This is a genomic window from Aeromonas bivalvium, assembly GCF_000819765.1.
Classification (GTDB): Bacteria; Pseudomonadota; Gammaproteobacteria; order Enterobacterales; family Aeromonadaceae; genus Aeromonas; species Aeromonas bivalvium.
In genome coordinates this window covers 45,513-67,222 of record NZ_CDBT01000045.1, presented here as the reverse complement: position 1 = coordinate 67,222, position 21,710 = coordinate 45,513, and the positions used below count along the sequence as shown (strand labels likewise).

Sequence of the window (21,710 nt, the reverse complement as noted above, 5' to 3'; positions counted from 1 at the left end):
GCACCTTGATGACACGACTTCGCCCCCCGCGGCTCAGGCCCGGGGACACCATCGGCTTTTTTTCCCCCGCCAGTGCGGCCACCGCCTGGGCGCCGACCCGGTTTGCCCGGGCCAGGGCGTACCTCGAGGGAGAGGGCTTTCGGCTCAAGGCGGGCAACCTGACCGGGGCGCAGGATCACTGGCGCTCCGGCACCATAGCGGCGCGGGCCGCCGAGCTCAATGCCCTCATCCGGGATCCGCAAGTCCGTTGCATCATGTCGGTGATCGGTGGCAGCAACGCCAACTCCCTGCTGCCTTATGTCGATTACGAGGCATTGCAGCGGGATCCCAAGATAGTCGTCGGCTACTCGGACATGACGGCCCTGCTGCTCGGCATCCATGCCAGAACCGGCCTGGTGACCTTCTACGGGCCCGCCCTGGTGGCCTCCTTTGGCGAGTTCTCCCCCCTGGTGGATGAGACCCTGGCGGCGTTTCTGGCGATCTGCGCTGACGGCGGCTCCCCCTTGCCCCTTGGCTTGCCGACCCCGACGCACTGGACCGAGGAACGACTGGCGTGGGAGAGCCAGACCCGGGCCAAGTTGTGCCAGCCCAACCGGCTCGTCTCGGTGGGGACGGGCCGGGTGCGGGGGCGGCTCATGGGGGGCAATCTCAATACCCTGTCAGGGATCTGGGGCTCTCCCTATATGCCTGCCATCGGGCGGGGGGACATCCTGCTGTTGGAAGACAGCCTCAAGCAGGCCGAGACGGTGGAGCGGGGGTTTGCCCACCTCAAGCTGTGCGGGGTGTTCGAGCGCATCGGTGCCCTCATCCTCGGCAAGCACGAGGGGTTTGACAGCCAGGGCAGCGGCAAGGCGCCCCTCGACATCCTGCTGGAGGTGGTGGGAGAGCCCGATTTCCCTATCCTGGCACAGTTCGACTGCGCCCATACCCACCCCATGTTGACGGTGCCGATCGGCATCGAGGCCGAGCTGGATCTGGATGCCCAGCGCCTGAGCCTGTGCGAGCCCTGGTGGCGCTAGGGGGGCCTTGCCACAGACAAAGAGGCCGCAACTGCGGCCTCTTTGTCACCAGGTCGCGCCGGCTCAGGGCAGGGTCTCGGGGCGAAAGCTTTCGCGGATCTGCGGCACCAGGGGCGAGACGTCGAATCCCTTCTCCTGCCCGAGTACGGGGTGGAGCAGGGGGCCATCGCGAAGGGGGGTGAGATCCCCGGCCAGCAGGGCGCGGGTCGCCTGGCCCATCTGGTAGAGCTGGCGCACGGCACCAAACTGGCGCGCGAGATCCAGGCTGCCGTCATTGCGGGTAAAGGCCATCATGGGGATCTGATAGCTGGCATCCCGGGGCGGCTTGTCCCCATGGATCCCCTTGCCCGCCGGCATCAGGTAGGGCTGATGATCGCCAAAGGCCACCACCAGGTAGCGTTTGCCGCTGGCATCCAGGGCCTTGAGCAGCCGCTCCAGGGAGGCCATGGCATCCACCACCCCCGTGTAGTAGGTGTTGAGCAGCTGGCGCTCGGCCGGCGCGAGATCCGGGCAGGCCTTGTCGAGCTGCTGGGCCTGATAACGCACGCCGTCGTAGGGGCCATGGCCCTGCATGGTGACCCCGTAGGCGAACAGCGGCTGGTCATCCTGGTTGCTGCGCCTGAGCAGGTGATCGATCAGGGCATGGTCCGACACATAGAGTCCCTTGTATTCCAGGCTGGTGAAATGGTCGCTGAACCAGCGCTCCTCATACCCCAATGCCGCAATGGCCTTCTCCCGCCCCCAGAACTTCTCGGTATAGGGGTGGGCGAACAGGGTGCGATAGCCGCTCGCCCTGGCGGTCTGAGCCAGCCCGGGCACCCGATCGCGCAGATAGTAGTAGGGCACTATGCCCTGCTTGAGCAGCCCCACCGGCAGCCCAGTGTTCATCTCGAACTCCGGCAGCACCGTCATGCCCCCCGTGGTGGGGGAGTGGATGGTCTTGTGCCACTGGGCCACGGTGGCGGGCAGGTTCAGGGTGGGGGCGGGGGCGCAGATCCTGGCTTGCCAGTCGAGCCAGAGGGACTCGTATTGCAGCACTATCACCCTGTCCCAGCGAGGCTGGGCCGGGGGCGGGTGCTGCGGCCGGGTCTGGCTCAGGCTGGGGGCCTGGCTCTGCAAGGGGTAGCGAAAGATGTTGCCGCTTTGCAGCATGTCGTCCACCAGGTTGAACAGGTAGAGACCGGGACCGGCGCGGATGATGTCCCTGTGGTAGTTGACCGCCCTGTCCATGTAGCGGATGTTGACCCCCAGCAGCAGGTTGCCGGCCTGGGTGGCGAACACGCACAGGGCGAAGAAGGCGACGGTCGCGGCCAGGGTGCGCAGCACCCAGCGCGACAGGGCGAAGTACCAGCACAGGAAGAGGAGGGCGAGGCCGAATACCCAGGGCAGCAGCGGATGCTGCTCGGTCAGGATGCGGGCCAGGGCCAGCAGGTTGCCCAGATCGTCCCCCCCGAGCGGCACCCCGTAGATGGCGATCTTCACGAAGTTGGCGAGCAGCCCCACGGCGCAGAGCAGGGTGAACACCAGCCCCATGTAGAGGTTGAAACCGGCCAGGGCGCACAGTCCCCAGCCAAGCACCATGCTGCCCCAGGCCAGGTAGTAGTGCTCGGGGCGAAAGCCGGTCCAGAGCAGGAACTCGCCGACCCGAAACACCACGAAGCCGTGGAGCAGCACGAAGGTGAGGTTGCCGAGCAGCAGGCAGCCCATCAGTCGCCAGGCGAGCCCCCGGCGCAAGAGCGGCAGGCAGATGCGCAGGGCGGCGGCGCAGATCAGCAGCACCAGCCCCAGGCTCGCCAGCAGATAGCTGAGGTTGAACCCCTGCTCCGGCAGGGGTTGCAGTATGCGGCGCAGCCCGCCGCTGTCCTCCCGGCCCGCCAGCTGCAGGCCGATGCGCAGCTGATAGTGGTTGGAGAGGGCATCGTCCGGTGCCCTTATGGTGCTGTTGAGATCGAGGCTGCACCCCTTGGGATCGCAGCGCTGGCGCTTGTCGGCCCGCTGGCTCTGGGTGGCGATGGCCGCGCCCTGCTCCCCCAGCAGCTCCACCAGCACCCTGTCCGCCGGTTGCAGCGGTTGTCTGAGCTGCCACTGGCTGTGCACCACCAGATAGAGGCCACGGTTGTCACTCTTGTAAAGCAGGGAGTGACGCACCAGGGTGGCGACCGGGTTGTCGGCCGGCCCCAGCACCATGGGCCTGGCCGGACTCAGCAGGTTGGCCGGGCTTAAGATCGGCAGCAGCAGGGTGAACAGCAGCAGGGCAGACAGCAGCGCCAGCATCAGGGCTGGCAGCGGGGGAACCCGTGGCCGTTGGCCTGGGCGTGAGAGGGGCATAAGGGCTCGTCCTTTGAGCATCATCTTGCTTGCATTGATGTTGACCGATGGTGCTGGCCTTGCCCTTGCTTGTCAATTTAATGACAGAAAAATGAAGGGATGCTGACACTTGTGTGACCGGGACCCGGTCCCGCCCTCTGTTTCTGTGATGAAAGCGGCATCATGAGAGGATGGCGCTGGCAAGGGAGCGGGGGCGATGTTTACTCTCTCAATAACGAATGGGGGAGACTGTAATGAATCCTAAAGTTGCCGGACGCCAGGCGAGACTACTAGCGATGTTGCAGCGCAACGACGAGATACGGGTTGGCCGCGAGCGCGATTGCCCCCTCTCCCTCGCCCAGTTGCAGAGCCTGGGGGAGGGGCATCCTGCCGTGATCGCGCTCCACGATGGCGGCCTCAGCGCCCAGGTGTTTCACCTCAAGGTCGAGGGCCATCACTGGTGTCTCAAGCGCAGGCGCGCCGTCTCCCGGGTCGCCAATCCCGATGGTCAGACCGCCTTTCTCACCGAGCTCGAACGCCGGCGGGAGATAGAGGCCCTGCGCGAGCTGCATCCCACCCTGCTGCCCAATGTGGTCTGCACCAGCTTCGGCTCGGCCCGGGCCGGGATCCTGCTCTCCCCCTGGCTGCGGGGCGAGCCGGTGCGCACCCTCTGCGAGCGCAACCTGGCCCAGATGCTGGCGGCCGAGGCCGAGCTGGCCCGCTGGGGCTGGTTTGACTGGGATCCGAGCCCGGGCAACCTGCTCGACGACGGCCAGCAGATCAGCCTGTTCGATTTCGGTTACACCTGGCCCTTCGATCCCCGCTTCGAGTTCAACTCCAACGGCCTGTGCGACCCCGAGTTTCATGTGGTGGAGCGTCTCGAGACCCGCACCCTGTCCGGGCTCTGGCTCGACGAGGTCAATCCGCTGGCGCAGTTTGCCTGCTGGCGACGCCTCACCCTGGCCTGGGCCGAGCAGGAGCTGGCGCGTCTGAGCCGGGAGGGGGCCTGTGACCCCGTGCTGGCGAGGCTGGAAGGGCTCGCCGGCGAGTGGCGCACCGCCCTGAGCGGCGAGGAGGCGCTGGCGGCAAACTGGCTCAAGGACATGTATCGCAGCCATCGCCTGGACGTGCTGGACGATCTGGGCGGCAAGAGCTGCGGCCCCCTGACCCTGAGGCGACTCGACTGGCTGGAACATGCCCTGCGCCATCTCTATGAGGAGCTGGCCGAGGGCGCGCAGCTGGGGGGGATGAGCCAGTCCCAGCTGCTCGAGGAGCTGGCTCGCTGGCGTGAGCAGGCCAGGGAGTGGCAGCTGAGCCCGGCACCGGCCTGATCCGGGGACCAGACACGACAGAGGGCGCCCGGGGCGCCCTCTTTGCTGCAGTGACCGCTGGCCGCTCAGTCGAGCAGCTCCTGGTGCAGGCGATTGACTATCTCGCCTGCCTCGCTCTCTTGCACCAGGAAGCAGAGGTTGTGGGCGCTGGCGCCGTAACAGATCATGCGGATGTTGTGCTCGCGCATGGCGTCGAATACCCGGCTGCCCACCCCGGCGGCCTCGCTCATCCGGTTGCCGATGAGGGCCACCAGCGCCAGGTTCGTCTCCACCTTCACCTTGCACAGCTGGCCCAGCTCCGCCAGCACCTTGTCGCCCAGGATGGGCTCGCCATTGCTCTGGCTGCCGGTGTGATCCAGGGTCAGCGACACGCTCACCTCCGAGGTGGTGATGAGATCCACCGAGATGCGGTGGCGGGCCAGGATGCCGAACACCTCGGCCAGGAAGCCGTAGGCGTGGAACATGTTGAGGCTGTGCAGGGTCACCAGCACCTGCTGGCGGCGCAGGGCCACTGCGCGAAACAACGGGCTGCTCTGGGTGGTGGCGCGGATCCAGGTGCCCCCTGCCGCCGGATCCTTGCTGGAGCCGACAAACACGGGAATGTCCCGGCGCACCGCGGGTTGCAGGGTGGCCGGATGCAGCACCTTGGCGCCGAAGGTGGCCATCTCCGCCGCTTCCACGAAGCTGATCTCCGGGATGGGGCGGGCGCGGCTGACCAGGCGCGGATCCGTGGTGTAGATGCCGGGGACGTCGGTCCAGATCTCGATGGCGGTGGCATCCAGGGCCTCGGCAAGGAGGGCGGCGCTGTAGTCGGAGCCGCCGCGGCCCAGGGTGGTGGTGCGGCCATCGCCATCGGCGCCGATGAAGCCCTGGGTGATGATGAGGGTGTCACCGAGCAGGGGACCCAGAGCCTGCTGGCAGAGGGTGCGGCTGGCAGCGAGATCCACGCTGGCCTTGCCAAAGCGGCTGTCGGTGCGCAGCAGCTGGCGCGCATCCTGCCACTGGGCCTTGACGCCCCGCTGGCACAGGAGTTCGGTAAAGAGCCGGGTGGACATCAGCTCGCCACAGGCGATCAGGCGATCGGCCAATTCTGCATCTGTCTGCTGGGTGGCTTGCAGCGCCATCTTGCGAATGTCGCCGAGCAGACCGTGGATGATGGCGGCGGTGTCGGCCGGCTGGCCGAGATCCTGCAGTATGCCCTGCTGGATCTCGGTCAATTTGCCGAGCTGAGCCTCGCGCTCCCCTTCATCGAGTTCGCCCTGGGCCAGGGCCACCAGCAGGTTGGTGACCCCCGAGCTTGCGCTCAGCACCACCAGCCGGGTTGCCGGGTTGGCCAGCACTATGTTGGCGCAGTTGTTCATGGCGGCGGCATTGGCGACGCTGGTTCCGCCAAACTTGGCGACGTTGAAAGGGCTCATTGCATACTCCTGTCTATATCAAATATCCGGATCCATGGGGCAAAGAGACAGGGGAGGGCAGAAAATGGCAGGAATGACGAAGGATCCCGGCCAGAAGCGCTCCACCTGCAGAGCCCATCCAGTACCCGGCCAGGATCTGGCCCGGGTAGTGGATAGACACTACCGATGACAACCCGGGGGATTCAGCCCCCGCGGCCGACGGTGAGGATACCAGGCTCCTCGTCCGTCTCGGCGCTGCTCCCCCTCAATCGGCATCATGGGACTCTGGTGTCCTGCTCCGATCTACCTGGGCAACGCTCCTCTTCTGGCTCCACCCGCTGGGGGTGGAGTGCAGTTAGAAATAACCCGCGTTGGATTGCACTGTCAATCGAGTTTCGAAAAAAGTTCAGTTTCTGGTCGAAGGCAGCGCAAAATCAATAGCTTAAAAAATAGTCTTTGACAAAACCTTGGAGCGACGCTGCCAGTTGTAGAGCCGCTGGCGCGCCACCGGCAGGGCCTCGACCTCCAGGGGCTCGAAGCCCCGCTCCCTGAACCAGTGGATGGAGCGGGTGGTGAGCACGAACAGCTGGCGGATGCCGAGCCGTTTGGCCCGCTCCGCCACCTTGGCCACCAGCTGGTCGCCCCGGTTGGAGTTGCGGTACTCGGGGTGAATGGCGACGCAGGCCATCTCGGCCATGGCCTCCTCCATGAAGCAGTAGAGGGCCGCGCAGCCGATGATGAGGCCGTCCCGCTCTATGATGGTGAACTTGTCGATCTCCATCTCCAGCTGCTCCCGGGAGCGGCGCACCAGGATCCCTTCCTCCTCCAGGGGGCGAATGAGATCCAGGATGCCGCCTATGTCCTCTATGGTGGCGGCGCGGGCCCGTTCGGCGCTCTCGCGCACTATCTGGGTCCCCAGCCCCTCGCGGCTGAACAGCTCCTGCAGCATGGCGCCGTCTTCCTGATAACTCACCAGGTGGGAGCGGGGCACGCCGCCGCGGCAGGAGGCGATGGCCGCCCGCAGGTAGCGGGCGGTGCCGGACATCTCTTCCCCCGCCTGCTCCAGCGCCACCAGCAGCTCCTCCGCCTGCTCGGGGAAGAGCTCGGAGATGGCGTGGCCCTGTCTGTCCAGCACCCCCTGGGTACTGCTGAAGCAGATCAGCTTGTCGGCCTTGAGATCCACGGCGATGCGTCTGGCCACCTCTTCCGAGGTGAGATTGAAACTCTCCCCGGTGACCGAGCAGCCGATGGGGGAGACGAGCACCAGGTTCTGCTGATCGAGCTGGCGCACTATCCCCTCCACGTCGATGCGACGGACCCGGCCGCTGTGGCAGTAGTCGACCCCATCGTCTATCCCCAGGGGCTGGGCGGTGACAAAGTTGCCGCTCACCACGCTGATGCGGGCCCCCTGCATGGGAGTGTTGGCCAGCCCCATGGAGAGCTTGGCGGTGATGTCGAATTGCAGGCCGCCGCTCACCTGCTTGATGAGGGCGAAGCTGGGGTCGTCGGTGACCCGGACTCGTTTGTGGTAATGGGCCTCGATGCCGGCGCGGGACAGGGCCTCGTCGTTCTGGGGACGGGCACCAAATACCAGTACCAGGCGGATCCCGAGTGTCTGGAGCAGGGCGATGTCACTGACGATGTTGGCAAAGTTGGGATGGGCGATGGACTCCCCTCCCATCATCAGCACGAAGGTGGCACCCCTGTGCACGTTGACATAGGGGGTGGACTGCCGAAAGGCATGGACCAGGCTGGGTTCACGTTCACGCACTCGAGATTCATCCATAAAAAAACAGCAATGGGCCCAATATATGAAAATAAATTCACAAATCAAGACTAAATATTGATTTGGCGCGATTTGTTGCCGTCACGACCTAGCCCCGGGAGTCTGATGGTCCGAGATGACGAGGTCATGACTCGCCACCTTGAGGGAGCAGGGCGGTTGATCCGGCGGGGCAAACTCCTTATCTTCACCCTTCTTGCCGATGTCACGGGCTGGACCCGCTATTTAAGGATGAGTCAATGGAAGCGATATTGAGTGCCGAACAGGCCCTTCCCGGGCGCGATGAGCCCATGGTCATTGGTCAGCTGCACGCTGTCAACGGCCACCCGACCCAGGGGCCCTGGCCCGAGGGGCTGGCGCTGGCCTGGTTTGGCATGGGGTGTTTCTGGGGGGTGGAGCGCCTGTTCTGGCAGCAGGCCGGCATCTATTCGAGTGCGGCCGGTTATCAGGGGGGCCATACCCCGAACCCCAGCTACCAGGAGGTGTGCAGCGGCCAGACCGGCCACGCCGAGACGGTGCAGCTGGTGTTCGACCCCAAGGTCATCTCCTACGGCGAGCTGCTGCGCCTGTTCTGGGAGCACCATGATCCGGCTCAGGGCATGCGCCAGGGCGGGGATCTGGGTACCCAGTACCGCTCCGTCATCTTCTGTGGCGACGAGGAGCAGCAGGCCCTGGCCCAGGCGAGCCTGGTCGCCTACCAGAGTGCCATGGCCGCCAGCGGCGACCCGCGCACCATCACCACCGAGATAAGGCCGCTGGCGCCCTTCTACTATGCAGAGGATTACCATCAGCAGTATCTGCATAAAAATCCGGAAGGCTATTGCGGCCTCGGTGGCATAGGGGTCTGCCTGCCCCCCAGTCTGGCGCGCTAGTTGGCGCCGCTTGGTGCTGGCAGCAAAATAAGTTGAAAAAAATGGGCAACAAAGCGGAACTTGGCCGGGAAGGCGTGGACTAACTAGTTAGCAGCCAAGGATGGCGGCGATGCCAGACACATGATGAGCCTCCCAACCATGATAGCAAGCGGGGCCGCCCTCAAGGGGCGGCCCTTCTCATTTCTGCTCTCCGACCCCCGGGCGGCGTCGCCATCCATGCGGCGGGCATCATGCGCCGCGGCTGGGGCTATTGGATCGGGGAAGATCAGTGGATGGCGCTGTCGAACAGGTTCTTGATGAGGTCGATGAATTCGTTCAGGAAGGCGTGCTGCTGCTCGGTCGGGGCCTGGAGCCAGACGGCGGAGAGCACCTCCTCCAGATCCGCGACCACGGCGTCGGCTTCCTGCATCATCACGAAGCGCAACTTGGCATCGAGCTGGGGGTTCTGCTCGCACAGGGTCATCAGGCTGTTGGCGACCCGGCTGCTCACCAGATCCTCTATGGTCAGCTCGCCCTGACCGGACTGATGGCCTTCAAACAGGCTGAGCCGTTCAACCAAATACTCAATCAGCGCTATATAGCCGTCACTCTCAACCACCATGGGGTGCTACCTCATCGAAAAAATCAGGGCGTATTCTAGTGGCTGCCGTCAGCTTGGCAAGGGGCGTCGTCAAGGGAGAGGTGCAGGCGATGGCGAGTGAAGCCGACGCCGCCCCGGCTCACCTGCTCCAGGCCGTCCAGGACGAAACCGTGGCGCAGGAACAGGGGATAACTCAGCAGGCTTGCCTCAGTGTCGATCCTGGTCAGACCCAGGGCGCGGGCCTCGGCGATCAGGCGATGGATCAGCAGGCTGGCCACTCCTTGTCTGCCCCACTCGGGGGCGACATAGAGCAGGCCCAGATGGCCATTCGGACTCAGGGTGATGAAGCCAATCAGGGCATCCCCCTGGGCCAGCACCCAGCCGTAATGGGTCTGCAACTGATCGGCGAAGCCGGGGTGATGGGCCCCCCGGGCCCACTGTTCCACCTGGGCCGGGCTGTAGTGCTCTGGGCCGAGCTGGCGCACCGCCCGTTCGAACAAGTCGGCGAGGCGGGGGATGTGCGCTGCGGCCAGGGGCTCGCAGCGGGGGGCCAGTGGCGGGCGCCCCCTCATGGTTTGACCGCCTGGGGCCGCTTCGCCCTGGGCAGACCCGCCACCACCCGCTCATAGGAGTGGACTATCCAGCCCTGCCAGAGATCGTCAGACAGGCCTTCACTCAGGGTCACCGTGTTCCAGTGCTGCTTGTTCATGTGCCAGCCGGGTTTGACCTCGGGGTGGATCTCCCGCAGCAAAAGCGCCAACTCCGGCTCGCACTTGAGGTTGATGGAAAGGGGTTCTGCCTGCCAGTCCACCAGGGCGAACATCTTGCCGGCGATGCGGTAGACCAGGATCTCGGGGCCGAAGGGGGTGTCCTCGGTGGCGCCGGGCTGGCTGAGCAAAAATTCACGCAATTGAACGAGTGTCATGGGGACTCCGCTCTGGTCCGATCATGGTGGAAGCATGTTCACCGGGGTGAGCCTTCTGTTAACATGCGCGCCGAGTATACCCCCCATCACCCCGGGAGCCCATGAGATGTTGTACCACAAGACCTTTGAACTGGGTCCCGATCGGGATTGGGTGGTGTTCGTGCACGGCGCGGGCGGCAGCTCCTCCATCTGGTTCAAGCAGTTGCGGGCCTACCGGGAGCACTTCAACGTGCTGCTGCTCGACCTTCGCGGTCACGGCCAGTCCAACCAACTGCAACAGGTGGTGAAGGGGCACTACAGCTTTCGGGCGGTGACCGAGGACATACTGCGCCTGCTGGATCACCTGCGCATTCCCCATGCCCACTTTGTCGGCATCTCCCTTGGCACCATCCTCATTCGCCACCTGGCCGAGCTCTGCCCCGAGCGGGTCAAGAGCATGGTGCTCGGCGGCGCCATCCTGCGCCTCGACATCCGCTCCCGGGTGCTGGTGCAGCTTGGCCGCCTCGGCCAGCACTTCCTGCCCTACATGTGGCTCTACCGCCTGTTCGCCTTCATCATCATGCCGCGCCAGCACCATCAGGAGTCCCGCAACCTCTTCGTGCGCGAGGCCAGAAAGCTGTGCCAGAAGGAGTTCAAGCGCTGGTTCCGTCTCGCCACCGAGGTGAACCCTCTTATGCGTTATTTTCGCGAGCGGGCCCTGCCCATTCCCACCCTCTACGTGATGGGGGAGGAGGATCACATGTTCCTCGCCCCGGTGCGCGAGCAGGTGGCCCGCGACCCTTACAGCCGCCTTGAGATCATCGAAAAATGCGGCCACGTCTGCAACGTGGAGCAGCCGGATCACTTCAACCGCCAGTCCCTGGCGTTTCTCTCCCGTCAGGCGGCCTCGCCCGCTCGCTGAGGCCCGCCAGGGGCCTCAAATGAAGTAGTGGCCAATCTCCAGATAACGCTGGCGGATATGCTCGATGAGCAGCCTTATCTTGCGCGGTGGCTGGCGGGTGAAGGGGTAGACGGCATAGATGCCGAGCTTCTTGCCCACCCGGTCGGGAAATAGATCCACCAGCTCGCCATTCATCAGATCGTGATAGACCAGACAGCGCGGCACATAGACGATGCCGCGTCCCCCCAGCGCCGCCTTGCGAAGGGCCCCGGCGTTATCGGTTGAAAAGCTCCCCGACACCGACAACAGATAGTTGCCGTCCTCCCCCTTGAAGGCCCACTCCGAGGCTCCCGTACTCTGGTAGGCGTAGCGCAGGCAGTTGTGGGTGAGCAAATCCGATGGCTCGTGGGGCGCGCCGAAGCGGCGCACATAGGCGGGGGCGGCGCAGATGACCCACTGGGAGTCGAGGATGTGGCGGGCTATCAGGCTGGAATCATCCAGATAGCCGGTGCGGATCACCAGGTCGAACCCCTCTTCCACCAGATTGACGAAGCGGTTGTCCAGGGACATCTCCACCGTGAGCCCCGGGTGCTGCTGGCAGAAATCGGCCACGGCGTCGGCCAGCAAGAGCTCGCCGGAGATGGTGGGCACCGACATGCGCACATGACCGCTCACCTTTTCACCAAATCCCGCCACCGCGTCGAAGGCGTCCAGTGCGGCGGCCTTCACATTTTTGGCACCCTGATAGAGCTCCTTGCCCGCCTCGCTCAAGGTGAGCCTGCGGGTGGTGCGATAGAGCAGCTGCACCCCGAGCTCCTCTTCAAGACGCCCGATCCGTTTGCTAACCACTGAATTTGTCAGGGAATTCTGCTCCGCCACCTTGCTGAAGGAGCCTGCCTCCACCACCTGGGCGAAGAGGATGAGGTCGTCGGTGCTGGCCATATTGATCAACTTTTGGAATGAATGTTGTTCATTATTTCCATATATCGCGAAAAAGGAACAGGGTAAGGTCACGTTCGCTTAACAAAACAACAACAAGGTGCGCACGTCGCACGACCTCTGGACAAGGATGCAATGATGACAGACACCCTGTTGGCCCTGGTGGCCTTCTCGCCGATCCTGGTGGCCGCCGTGCTGCTGGTCGGCCTCAACTGGCCCGCCAAGCGCGCCATGCCCATCGCCTTTATCCTGACCGTATTCATCGCCCTGTGGGGCTGGCAGATGAGCCCGACCCGGGTGTTTGCCTCCACCCTGCAAGGGTTGGTGATCACGGTGACCGTGCTCTGGATAGTGTTCGGCGCCATCCTGATGCTCAACACCCTCAAACACACAGGCGCCATCACCGCCATTCGCGGCGGTTTTACCAACATCTCGCCGGACAGGCGCATCCAGGCCATCATCATCGCCTGGTGCTTCGGCGCCTTTATCGAAGGGGCCTCGGGCTTTGGCACCCCGGCCGCCATCGCCGCCCCCCTGCTGGTGGCCATCGGTTTCCCGGCGCTGGCCGCCGTGCTGCTTGGCATGATGATCCAGTCCACCCCGGTGTCGTTCGGTGCGGTAGGCACCCCCATCCTGGTGGGGATCAACAAGGGGCTGGATAACCAGGCCATCGGCCATACCCTGAGCGCCGGGGGCAGCAGCTGGGATATCTACCTGCAACAGGTGACCACCAACGTGGCCCTCATTCACGCCACCGTCGGCACCCTGATGCCGGTGCTGATGGTGATGATGCTGACCCGCTTCTTCGGTCGCAACCGCAGCTGGACCGAGGGGCTCTCCATCCTGCCCTTCGCTATTTTCGCCGGGCTCGCCTTCACCGTCCCCTATGCCCTGACCGGCATGCTGCTTGGCCCCGAGTTCCCGTCCCTCATCGGCGGCCTGGTGGGGCTGGCCCTGGTGGTGACGGCGGCGCGGCGCGGCTTTCTGGTGCCAAAAAACAGTTGGGATTTCGCCCCCGAGAAAGAGTGGCCCGCCGAGTGGCTGGGCTCCTTGAAGCTCGATCTCAAAGAGGCTGCCGGCCGCCCCATGTCGCTCATGCTGGCCTGGCTCCCCTATGTGGCGCTGGCGCTCCTGTTGGTGGCGAGCCGGGTGAGCCCGGAATTCAAGGCAAGCCTGTTGTCGGTGAGTCTCGCCTTCACCGATCTGCTGGGGGAGAAGGGGGTCAGCGCCTCCATTGAGCCGCTCTACCTGCCGGGGGGCCTGCTGGTGCTCTGCGCCCTGCTCGCCACCCTCATTCAGGCCCGCGCCCTGGCGCCCCTCGGCCGCGCGCTGGGGGAGTCGAGCCGCACCCTGATCGGCGCCGGCTTCGTGCTGATCTTCACCGTGCCCATGGTGCGCATCTTCATCAACTCCGGGGTCAACGGGGCGGATCTCGCCAGCATGCCGGTGACCACCGCCAACTTTGCCGCCGGGCTGGTGGGGGAGTTCTTCCCGGCGCTCAGCGCCACAATCGGCGCGCTGGGGGCCTTTATCGCCGGCTCGAATACTGTGTCTAACATGATGTTCAGCCAGTTTCAGTTCGAGGTGGCCCAGACCCTGGGGGTCTCCACCGCCGCCATGCTGGCCCTGCAGGCGGTGGGGGCGGCGGCTGGCAACATGATCGCCATCCACAACGTGGTGGCGGCCTCCGCCACCGTGGGGCTGCTCGGCCGTGAGGGGGCGACGCTGCGCAAGACGGCGCTGCCGACCCTCTACTACCTGCTGGCCACCGGCCTGATCGGGTTGGCGCTCATGTACAGCTTCCACGTCTCGGACGCACTGCTGCAGCTCAAGTAAGGAGAGCAAGTGATGAAGGTAATGCGGGTCTATCCGGCCAAGCCGGCCGATGTCTATCTCTACGCCACCTGTCTGGTGGACCTGTTTGACCCGGTGGCGGGGCTCGATGCCATCGCCCTGATCGAGCGGGAAGGGATAAGGGTTCACTTTGTCGAGAAGCAGACCTGCTGTGGGCAGCCGGCCTACACCTCGGGTCACGAGGAGGAGGCGCGCAAGGTGGCCCAAAGCCAGATGGCGCTCTTCCCCGAGCCCTGGCCGGTGGTGGTGCTGTCGGGCTCCTGCGGCGGCATGATGCACCATCACTACCGTCGCCTCTTTCCCGAGAGCCCCGAGGTGGCAGCGTTTTGCGAGCGGGTGTTCGAGCTGACCGAGTTTCTGGCCCGGGTCTGCCGGGTGCGCTGGCGCGCGGTGGGGGAGGCGAGCATCGTCATGCACACCTCCTGCTCGGCCCGGCGCGAGATGCAGGTACACACCACGGCCCGCAGCCTGCTGGGGCAGCTGGGTGGCGTGACCTTGCATGAGCAGGCCTACGAGAGCGAGTGCTGCGGCTTTGGCGGCACCTTCTCGGTGCGCCACCCCCACATCAGCCAGGCCATGGTCGAAGACAAGACCCGCCACCTGCTGGCCACCGGCGCCCATACCCTGGTGAGCGCCGACTGGGGGTGCCTGCTCAACATCAAGGGATCCCTGGCCTATCAGGGCAAGACGCTCCCCGCCACCCATCTGGCCAGTTTCCTGCTCGCCCACAGCGAGCCGGTATCCGCAAAAGAGGGTGCCCATCATGAGTGATCACGCCAAGTATTCGCCGCGCCGCTTCCATCCCCAGGCCGAGGCGGCTCTGGCCGATCCCGTGCTGCGCCAGAATTTTCGCGGCGCCATGGATTACCTGCGCGCCAAGCGCCGCGACGCCTTCGCCGACCCCGTCGAAGAAGCGGCGGTGCGCGATGCCGCCGAACAGATCCGCCAGCGCTGCCTCTCGCGCCTGCCGGAACTGCTGGAGCAGCTAGAAGCCAGCTGCGAGCGAAACGGCATCCGGGTGCACTGGGCCCAGACGCCGGATGAGGCCAACGCCATCATCCTTCGCATCGCCCAGCAACATGGGGTGAGCAGCATCGTCAAGGGCAAGTCCATGGTGAGCGAGGAGGTGGGGTTCAACCACGAGATGGCGCGCCACGGCATCCGCTGCCTTGAGAGCGACATGGGGGAGTTTATCGTCCAGCTCGACGGCGACACCCCGTCCCACATCATCATGCCCGCCATCCACAAGAACAAGCAGGAGGTGAGCGACACCTTCGCCCATCACCTGGAAGGCTTCACCCCTACCACCGACGTGGACACCCTGATCCAGACCGGGCGGCGGGCCCTGCGCGAAGAGTTTCGCCGCGCCGGCATGGGGCTCTCGGGGGTGAACTTCGCGGTGGCGGAGACCGGCAGCCTGTGTCTGGTGGAAAACGAGGGCAACGGGCGCATGTGCACCACTGTGCCCAAGGTCCACGTGGCCATCACCGGCATCGAGAAGGTGGTGGAGTTCCTATCCGACGTGCCGCCCCTCTACAGCGCCCTGACCCGCTCGGCCACCGGGCAGGCCATCACCACCTATTTCAACGTCATCAGCGGCCCGCGCCGGGCAGGGGAGCTGGACGGCCCGGACGAGGTGCACCTGGTGCTGCTCGACAACGGCCGCAGCCAGGCCTATCGGGACGAGGAGCTGCGCAAGACATTGCAGTGCATCCGCTGCGGTGCCTGCATGAACCACTGCCCGGTTTACACCCGCATCGGCGGTCACGCCTACGGCACCATCTACCCGGGCCCCATCGGCAAAATCATCTCCCCCCACCTGCTGGGGCTTGACAGCACCCAGGATCTGGTGACCGCGTCCAGCCTGTGCGGCGCCTGCGGCGAGGTGTGCCCGGTGCGCATCCCCATTCCCGACATGCTGCAGCGCCTGCGCCGGGAGGCCAAGCACGAGGCACAGCCTGGCCACGAACCGCTGGCGGGGCAGGGGGCGGCCAGAAGCCGACTCGAGACGCTGGCCATGCAGGGCTTTGCCTTTGCCGCCACCCACCCGCGCCTCTATCACGCCGCGACCGGTGTGGCCGGTCACCTGCGGGGCTTGATGCCCAAACACCTGGGCCCCTGGACCCAGTGCCGCGAGGCCCCCAAACCCGCCCCCCAGAGCCTGCACGCCCTGCTGCGCCAGAAGAAGAAGGAGTCCTGAAATGTCGAGCAAAGAGGCCATATTAAGCCGCCTGCGCGGCGCCGCCACCCCCATGGCCCACGCCCCCCATGGCTGGCAGCCCTGGTGCGGGGAGGATGACAACGCGCGGCGCGAGCGCTTTCTTGGCATGATCACCGCCAGCCACGCCGAGATCCTCACCGTCAAGGAAGCGACCCTTGCCCGCGAACTGAGCGCCTGGCTGGATGGGGAAGGGATCTCCCGCCTCGCCTGCGGCCAGGGGGGCCGCTGGCAGGCGACGGTCGAGGTCGCCTGCGCCGGGCGTTCGGTGCTGACCCCAACGGAGGAGTTTGCCGGCTGGAAGGACGAGCTGTTCGACGTCTGTCAGGCGGGCATCACCCACTGCGCGGGGGCCATCGCCGATACCGGGACGCTCGTGTTGCTGCCGGATGACGGTGAGCCGCGCACTATTTCGCTTGTGCCCCCCTGCCATATCGCCCTGCTGGCGGCCTCCACCATAACCGACAACCTGGCGGGGCTGGTGGCGGCCGGGCGCTGGCAGCAGGCCATGCCCACCAATCTGCTGCTGGTCTCCGGCCCCTCCAAGACCGCCGATATCCAGCAGACCCTGGCCTACGGCGCCCATGGCCCGAGCCGCCTCCTGGTGGTGCTGGTGGAGGATTGCTGATGCCTTGGAACCAGTTTGATGCCGCCGTGCTCTCGCGCATCCCGCCGGAGCGGCTGGTGAGCGACCCGGATTTGCGCCTAGCCCACGGCACGGACGCCAGCTTCTACCGCCTGGTGCCCGAGCGCATCGTGCGCCTCGACTCCCTCGATGAGGTGCGCTTCGTGCTGGGGGTGTGCCGCGAATTGAATTTGCCGTGCACCTTTCGCGCCGCCGGCACCAGCCTCTCGGGCCAGGCCCTGAGCGATTCGGTGCTCATCACCCTGACCGACAGCTGGCGTGGCCACCGCATTCTGGACGAGGGGGCGCGCATCGCCCTGCAACCCGGGGTGATCGGCGCCGATGCCAACCGCTATCTGGCGCCTCTGGGCCGCAAGATTGGGCCGGATCCCGCCTCCATCAACGCCTGCAAGCTGGGCGGCATCGCCGCCAACAACGCGAGCGGCATGTGCTGCGGCACCGCCCACAACAGCTATCACACATTGCACGCCATGACCCTGCTGCTGGCTGATGGCACAGTGCTGGACAGCAGCGATCCCCACAGCCGCGCCGCCTTTGCGGCCAGGCGCCCGGAGCTGCTCACGGGGCTCGCCGCCCTGCGCGCCGAGGTGCTGGCGAACGCCGAACTTGCCGCCAAGATCCGCCACAAGTACCGGCTCAAGAACACCACCGGCTACGCCATCAATGCCCTGCTCGACCATGAGGACCCCGTCGATATCCTCACCCACCTGATGATTGGCTCGGAGGGGACCCTCGGCTTTATCGCCGAGGTGGTGCTCGATACCGTGCCCGAATACCCCCACAAGGCCTCGGCCCTGCTGGTGTTCCGGGACGCCGAGCAGGCCTGTCTGGCCACCTCGCGCCTGAAAAGTGCCCCGGTGGCAGCGGTGGAGCTGATGGATGGGCGATCCCTTCGCTCGGTGGCGGGCAAGCCTGGCCTGCCGGACTTTATCAAGACCCTGGACCTGGCTGCCTGCGCCCTGCTTGTCGAGGTGCATGGGGAATCGAAAGAGGAGCTGGTGACTCGCTGCGAGCAGGTGACGGCCATGGCTGCCGAGTTCGTTCAGGTCGCCTCTGTGCCCTTTACTACCGACAGCGCCGGCCTCTGGGCCATTCGCAAGGGGCTCTTCCCGGCGGTGGGGGCGGTGCGCACCACGGGCACCACCGTCATCATCGAGGATGTCGCCTTTCCCATCGAACGTCTGGCGGAAGGGGTGGCGGGGCTGCAAGCCCTGTTCGATCGCTTCGAGTACGGTGAAGCCATCATCTTCGGCCACGCGCTGGAGGGGAACCTGCACTTCGTCTTTACCCAGGGGTTCGATGATCCGGCCCAGGTGGCCCGCTACGGCGCCTTTATGGATGCGGTGGCCGAACTCGTCGCGGTGCGCTTTGGCGGGTCGCTCAAGGCCGAGCACGGCACCGGCCGCAACATGGCCCCCTATGTGGAGCTCGAATGGGGGCCGGAGGGGATGGCGCTGATGCGGCGCATCAAGGCGCTGCTGGACCCCGATGGCCTGCTCAATCCCGGCGTCATCATCAACGACGACCCCAAGGCCCACCTGGCCCACCTCAAGCCCATGCCGGCGAGCGATGCCATCGTGGATCCGTGCATCGAGTGCGGCTTTTGCGAAGCGGTCTGCCCCTCGCGCACCCTGTCGCTGTCGCCGCGCCAGCGCATCGTGCTCTATCGCGAACTGGCCCGCCGCAATCGTGCCGATGAACCCTCCCGCGAGCTGGCCCGGCTGTTTGACTATCAGGGGATTGAGACCTGCGCCGCGACCGGGCTCTGCGCCGATCGCTGCCCGGTGGGCATCAACACCGGCAGTCTTATCAAGAAGCTGCGCACTGACAAATACCAGCGCTTCGTGCCCATCGCCCGCTGGAGCGCCGATCACTTCGCCGGCGTTACCCGCACGGCACGCGGGGCCCTCGGCCTCAAGGGCATTGCCGGTAAGGTGTTGGGAGACAAGGCGCTGGCAGGCTTGGTGGGAGGCGTGCGCAAGCTCAGCGGCCAGCGCACGCCCGCCTGGCTGCCCACACTGCCGGGGCCGAGCCGTTACCAGTGGTCGCAAGGGGAGGGGAGCCATGACGGATCCAGCGAGGACATTGGAGGGGAGCACGCCGTGGTCTATCTGCCGTCCTGCGCCAGCCGGGTGTTCGGCCAGCAGGAGGATGCCCCGTCACTGCCGGACGTGGTGCAATCCCTGCTCAAGAAGGCGGGTTGCCGGGTCATAGTGCCGGCGAGCGTTGAGGGGCTCTGCTGCGGCATGCCCTATGACAGCAAGGGGATGAGCGAGGTGGCACAGGCCAAGCGTACTGAGCTGGCCGAGGCCCTGTGGCAGGCAAGCGAGCAGGGACGCTGGCCCGTGCTGCTCGACACCAGCCCCTGCGTGCAGCGGTTGCTCTCGGGGGCGCTCGGCAAGGGCCTGCGGGTGTTCGAGCCCTCCGCCTTTGTGCTGGAACACCTGCTGTCCCACCTTGAGCTGACCCCCATCGATGAGACAGTGATGCTCCATATCACCTGCAGCAGCCGGCGCATGGGGCTGGGGGAGGCGATGCTCAGCGTCGCCCGCGCCTGCGCCCGCGAGGTGATAGTGCCAGAGCATATCCAGTGCTGCGGCTTTGCCGGCGACAAGGGGTTGATGACCCCGGAGCTCAACGCCGCGGCGCTTGCCAGCCTGCCCGCCCAGGTACCCAGGGATTGCCGTCAGGGATTCAGCAACAGCCGCACCTGCGAAATGGGGCTCAGCCAGCACGCTGGCATTCCCTATCACAGCATTCTCTATCTGGTGGATCAGGCGGCGAGATAAATACCCACCCCAGTAGAATATATTAGACTGGGGTAGTATTGGCATTTGGAAATAGTTTTTAACGAACACAATGCGATTTATTTGGCGGGTTTTATTGCAAAGTTTGAAGCCATTGCATCATCCTTCTCAGCATAAATACCAGTGTATGATAGAGTCGATGGTGTGAGGTGTTTATGGAAACGTAGATGGCAAAATTTTACACCAGGATAAATTTTTATTTCATTTTGAGATTGATTAGATATCTCGAATGTAATTGAAGATGGTTTATTCACTCCAAATGTAGCTGCTATATGACATGAACTGAAGTTAATATTCAAGCCAATTCTTGCGTAGCAAGATAACTGGTATAAATCCCCACAAATAGAGCTGTTTAATGATATCTTTTCTATAGAGGAACCAAGGACAAAATCACCAGGCTTTAGAACTAGTCCATCATTATCCATTATCACCTCATCAAAAAACAACGAGGTATCTGTTGACTTAGTGTCAATTATAGAGCCTGATTTTTTCATTTTTAAAAGCTTACTATCGATCCTTAATAAATAGCTTGAAGGTCTCATGCATTCTTCAATGAAACCTGAAATAACAATGTGGTTTTTATCCAAGTGCTCAAGGATATCTTTGCTTGAAAAAATCATACAATTACCTCTGTGTAATTATCGGAACTACCAAAACCATAATTATCTATATTATGATTGAAGTGAGAGAACATATCTGGATTTGTTATTATGGTTTTTATCGAGTTCTCCTTGATGATATTTAATGCCTCATCATCTATAATATAGTTGCCATTGCATGTATTTGCTTTTGATTTAATGTCATCTATTTTCCACTTGTTTATTTTCATAGGGACATCAAATCCAATGTGATAAGTTGGCGCTCCTTCTTTAAGATAGACAATCATGTCAGCCTTAATAAAATGAGCCGTATGTGCAGCAAGACTATCCGTTGACATAATATTAATGCAAGGCTTGACAAAATAACATGAGTGATTGGATGATTGAGCTTCATTGACCTTGTTTATATCAACCTCATGAGGGGAAACTTTAATTCCATTTTTAGCAAGACTACTAATCAATATAGTGTGCATCATACTTACCACATTGCAGCCAATTTGAGATGCTACTTCATCATGTGATGAGATTGAGTCGCATAAATCTGCATAAAGAAATGCACCCACACCGCCCGAAATGAGAAAAAAAGTACAGCCTTCATTTCTATTAATTATGTTTTTTAAGTCGCAGTATAATTCCGGGGTAATGTAGTGGTTTCGATAATCCCACCAAGATAGCTCTTGAGTTCCCGGTTTCTTTTTTATTCTTCCACCACCTGGGAGTCGTACGATTACCTTATTCATGCATATACCCTAATTCCTTTAAAATCAACGATGAACCTTGAGTGAAGTCATATTTACCACTATTTAAATCTTTTATCGAAACCCACTCAAGATGTTCAATTTCCGATGTGTCATAAACGACTTTATTAATATCAACAAATTCACTTGAGCTAAATACATACCAATCATGCAAGCTTAAACCATATCTACAAAGGTCTGGAACACCAACTTCTTTCTTAATGAATATATATTCTCTTAGGGTTATCCCTAACTCTTCTTTCACCTCACGCAATAGTGCAACATATGGACTTTCACCATTTTCTAAATGTCCTGCAATAATGCTAAATTTGTGTCCATAAGCAGGGTCTGCTTTTTTTATCATAAGCAGTTTTTCATCATGTATAAGAATAGCTGCAACTGTGATGTGATAGGCTTTTCCTTCTGAGTTGGTTCCCACATAAATACCATTACCTTGTTTATCATCATATTTTATTATGTGGATATCTTCTGAATCTGGGTGCTTGATATTTAAATTGACCCTAACATTATCCCTCGCAATGCGAACGGCCTGTATAATAGAGTCAATCCACAGTGATGCATCTATATCATCAATTTTTGTCATTAATTTTTCTTTATTTAATAATATGTTGTCGGGAATAACACCATGTTCTAATAACCATAAACTCAACTCTGATAAAATTTCATTTTCGAACTTAATAATATCGTCTGGAGTTAGTCTAAGTGTTTCAATAAAATCATTTGAAGTGCGATATTTATCTACACTGTGTAAAATACCGTCAAATAACTGTGATGAGTCTGTCTCCACTCCAAATC

At 62.4% G+C, this 21,710-nt stretch carries 19 protein-coding genes and 1 riboswitch; of the genes, 9 read left to right on the top strand and 10 right to left on the bottom strand.

The genetic code is table 11. The features are described from left to right. The first annotated feature begins 8 nt into the window (after nt 1-8). The gene (locus tag BN1119_RS13505; protein ID WP_041998833.1) at nt 9-1,019 is read left to right on the top strand and encodes a S66 family peptidase; all 1,011 of its coding nucleotides are present in this window, start codon (nt 9-11) and stop codon (nt 1,017-1,019) included. A gap of 63 nt (nt 1,020-1,082) precedes the next feature. On the opposite strand, the gene BN1119_RS13500 is transcribed toward BN1119_RS13505, so the two are convergent. After that, entirely contained in the window at nt 1,083-3,347 is a 2,265-nt protein-coding gene (locus BN1119_RS13500) for an LTA synthase family protein (protein WP_041998829.1), read from the bottom strand. A gap of 233 nt (nt 3,348-3,580) precedes the next feature. Between BN1119_RS13500 and BN1119_RS13495 the strand changes: the two genes are divergently transcribed. Next, the gene (locus BN1119_RS13495; RefSeq protein WP_041998827.1) at nt 3,581-4,657 is read left to right on the top strand and encodes a protein kinase family protein; all 1,077 of its coding nucleotides are present in this window, start codon (nt 3,581-3,583) and stop codon (nt 4,655-4,657) included. A 65-nt stretch (nt 4,658-4,722) separates the two neighbouring features. Here BN1119_RS13495 and lysC read toward each other — a convergent pair whose 3' ends face one another. After that, nucleotides 4,723-6,075 carry a lysine-sensitive aspartokinase 3 gene (gene lysC / locus BN1119_RS13490; protein ID WP_041998825.1) on the bottom strand — a complete coding sequence of 451 codons (1,353 nt, stop codon included), beginning with the start codon at nt 6,073-6,075 and terminating at the stop codon, nt 4,723-4,725. An 86-nt stretch (nt 6,076-6,161) separates the two neighbouring features. Then, a riboswitch (Lysine riboswitch) is annotated at nt 6,162-6,387 on the bottom strand. Between the two features lie 109 nt (nt 6,388-6,496). Beyond that, nucleotides 6,497-7,825: an amino-acid N-acetyltransferase gene (argA, locus tag BN1119_RS13485; protein ID WP_041998822.1), complete on the bottom strand. Its 1,329-nt coding sequence runs from the start codon at nt 7,823-7,825 to the stop codon at nt 6,497-6,499. Nucleotides 7,826-8,076: 251 nt separating this feature from the next. Here argA and msrA point away from each other — a divergent pair, with 251 nt between their 5' ends. Then, nucleotides 8,077-8,709 (top strand): peptide-methionine (S)-S-oxide reductase MsrA, encoded by a 633-nt coding sequence (msrA, locus tag BN1119_RS13480; protein WP_041998819.1) that lies wholly within the window; start codon nt 8,077-8,079, stop codon nt 8,707-8,709. Between the two features lie 265 nt (nt 8,710-8,974). On the opposite strand, the gene BN1119_RS13475 is transcribed toward msrA, so the two are convergent. From BN1119_RS13475 to BN1119_RS13465, 3 genes are read right to left on the bottom strand one after another with little or no spacing between them, the layout of a single operon-like run. Beyond that, nucleotides 8,975-9,310 (bottom strand): DUF3802 family protein, encoded by a 336-nt coding sequence (locus BN1119_RS13475; protein WP_041998816.1) that lies wholly within the window; start codon nt 9,308-9,310, stop codon nt 8,975-8,977. Between the two features lie 35 nt (nt 9,311-9,345). Continuing rightward, complete coding sequence (locus tag BN1119_RS13470) at nt 9,346-9,861, bottom strand: GNAT family N-acetyltransferase (protein ID WP_041998813.1); 516 nt, start codon at nt 9,859-9,861, stop codon at nt 9,346-9,348. After that, nucleotides 9,858-10,214: an MmcQ/YjbR family DNA-binding protein gene (locus BN1119_RS13465; RefSeq protein WP_041998810.1), complete on the bottom strand. Its 357-nt coding sequence runs from the start codon at nt 10,212-10,214 to the stop codon at nt 9,858-9,860. The genes BN1119_RS13470 and BN1119_RS13465 overlap by 4 nt, the downstream gene beginning before the upstream one ends. A 106-nt stretch (nt 10,215-10,320) precedes the next feature. On the opposite strand from BN1119_RS13465, the gene BN1119_RS13460 reads away from it, so the two are divergent. Then, nucleotides 10,321-11,115 carry an alpha/beta fold hydrolase gene (locus BN1119_RS13460; protein ID WP_041998807.1) on the top strand — a complete coding sequence of 265 codons (795 nt, stop codon included), beginning with the start codon at nt 10,321-10,323 and terminating at the stop codon, nt 11,113-11,115. A 15-nt stretch (nt 11,116-11,130) separates the two neighbouring features. Here the strand turns inward: BN1119_RS13460 and BN1119_RS13455 are convergent, their stop codons facing one another. Next, complete coding sequence (locus BN1119_RS13455) at nt 11,131-12,108, bottom strand: LysR family transcriptional regulator (protein ID WP_084205472.1); 978 nt, start codon at nt 12,106-12,108, stop codon at nt 11,131-11,133. A 63-nt stretch (nt 12,109-12,171) separates the two neighbouring features. Between BN1119_RS13455 and BN1119_RS13450 the strand changes: the two genes are divergently transcribed. The 5 genes from BN1119_RS13450 to BN1119_RS13430 are packed head-to-tail and all read left to right on the top strand — an operon-like array spanning nt 12,172 to nt 19,540. Beyond that, nucleotides 12,172-13,869, top strand: a complete 1,698-nt coding sequence (locus BN1119_RS13450) for an L-lactate permease (protein ID WP_041998801.1) — start codon at nt 12,172-12,174, stop codon at nt 13,867-13,869. Between the two features lie 12 nt (nt 13,870-13,881). After that, nucleotides 13,882-14,658, top strand: coding sequence for a (Fe-S)-binding protein (locus BN1119_RS13445; protein ID WP_084205471.1), 777 nt, complete (start codon nt 13,882-13,884; stop codon nt 14,656-14,658). After that, nucleotides 14,651-16,087, top strand: coding sequence for a LutB/LldF family L-lactate oxidation iron-sulfur protein (locus BN1119_RS13440; RefSeq protein ID WP_041998797.1), 1,437 nt, complete (start codon nt 14,651-14,653; stop codon nt 16,085-16,087). The genes BN1119_RS13445 and BN1119_RS13440 overlap by 8 nt, the downstream gene beginning before the upstream one ends. 1 nt (nt 16,088) lies before the next feature. Continuing rightward, entirely contained in the window at nt 16,089-16,733 is a 645-nt protein-coding gene (locus tag BN1119_RS13435; protein WP_041998795.1) for a LutC/YkgG family protein, read from the top strand. After that, the gene (locus BN1119_RS13430; protein WP_041998793.1) at nt 16,733-19,540 is read left to right on the top strand and encodes an FAD-binding and (Fe-S)-binding domain-containing protein; all 2,808 of its coding nucleotides are present in this window, start codon (nt 16,733-16,735) and stop codon (nt 19,538-19,540) included. Before BN1119_RS13435 ends, BN1119_RS13430 begins: the two co-directional genes overlap by 1 nt. A 77-nt stretch (nt 19,541-19,617) precedes the next feature. On the opposite strand, the gene BN1119_RS20145 is transcribed toward BN1119_RS13430, so the two are convergent. From BN1119_RS20145 to BN1119_RS20140, 3 genes are all read right to left on the bottom strand, one after another. Next, nucleotides 19,618-20,178, bottom strand: a complete 561-nt coding sequence (locus tag BN1119_RS20145) for a dCTP deaminase (protein ID WP_084205470.1) — start codon at nt 20,176-20,178, stop codon at nt 19,618-19,620. After that, entirely contained in the window at nt 20,175-20,897 is a 723-nt protein-coding gene (locus BN1119_RS20505; RefSeq protein ID WP_157438663.1) for a hypothetical protein, read from the bottom strand. The genes BN1119_RS20145 and BN1119_RS20505 overlap by 4 nt, the downstream gene beginning before the upstream one ends. After that, nucleotides 20,890-21,710: NUDIX hydrolase (locus tag BN1119_RS20140; RefSeq protein WP_209434920.1), on the bottom strand; the 821-nt coding region annotated here is incomplete at its 5' end. The genes BN1119_RS20140 and BN1119_RS20505, both read right to left, overlap by 8 nt.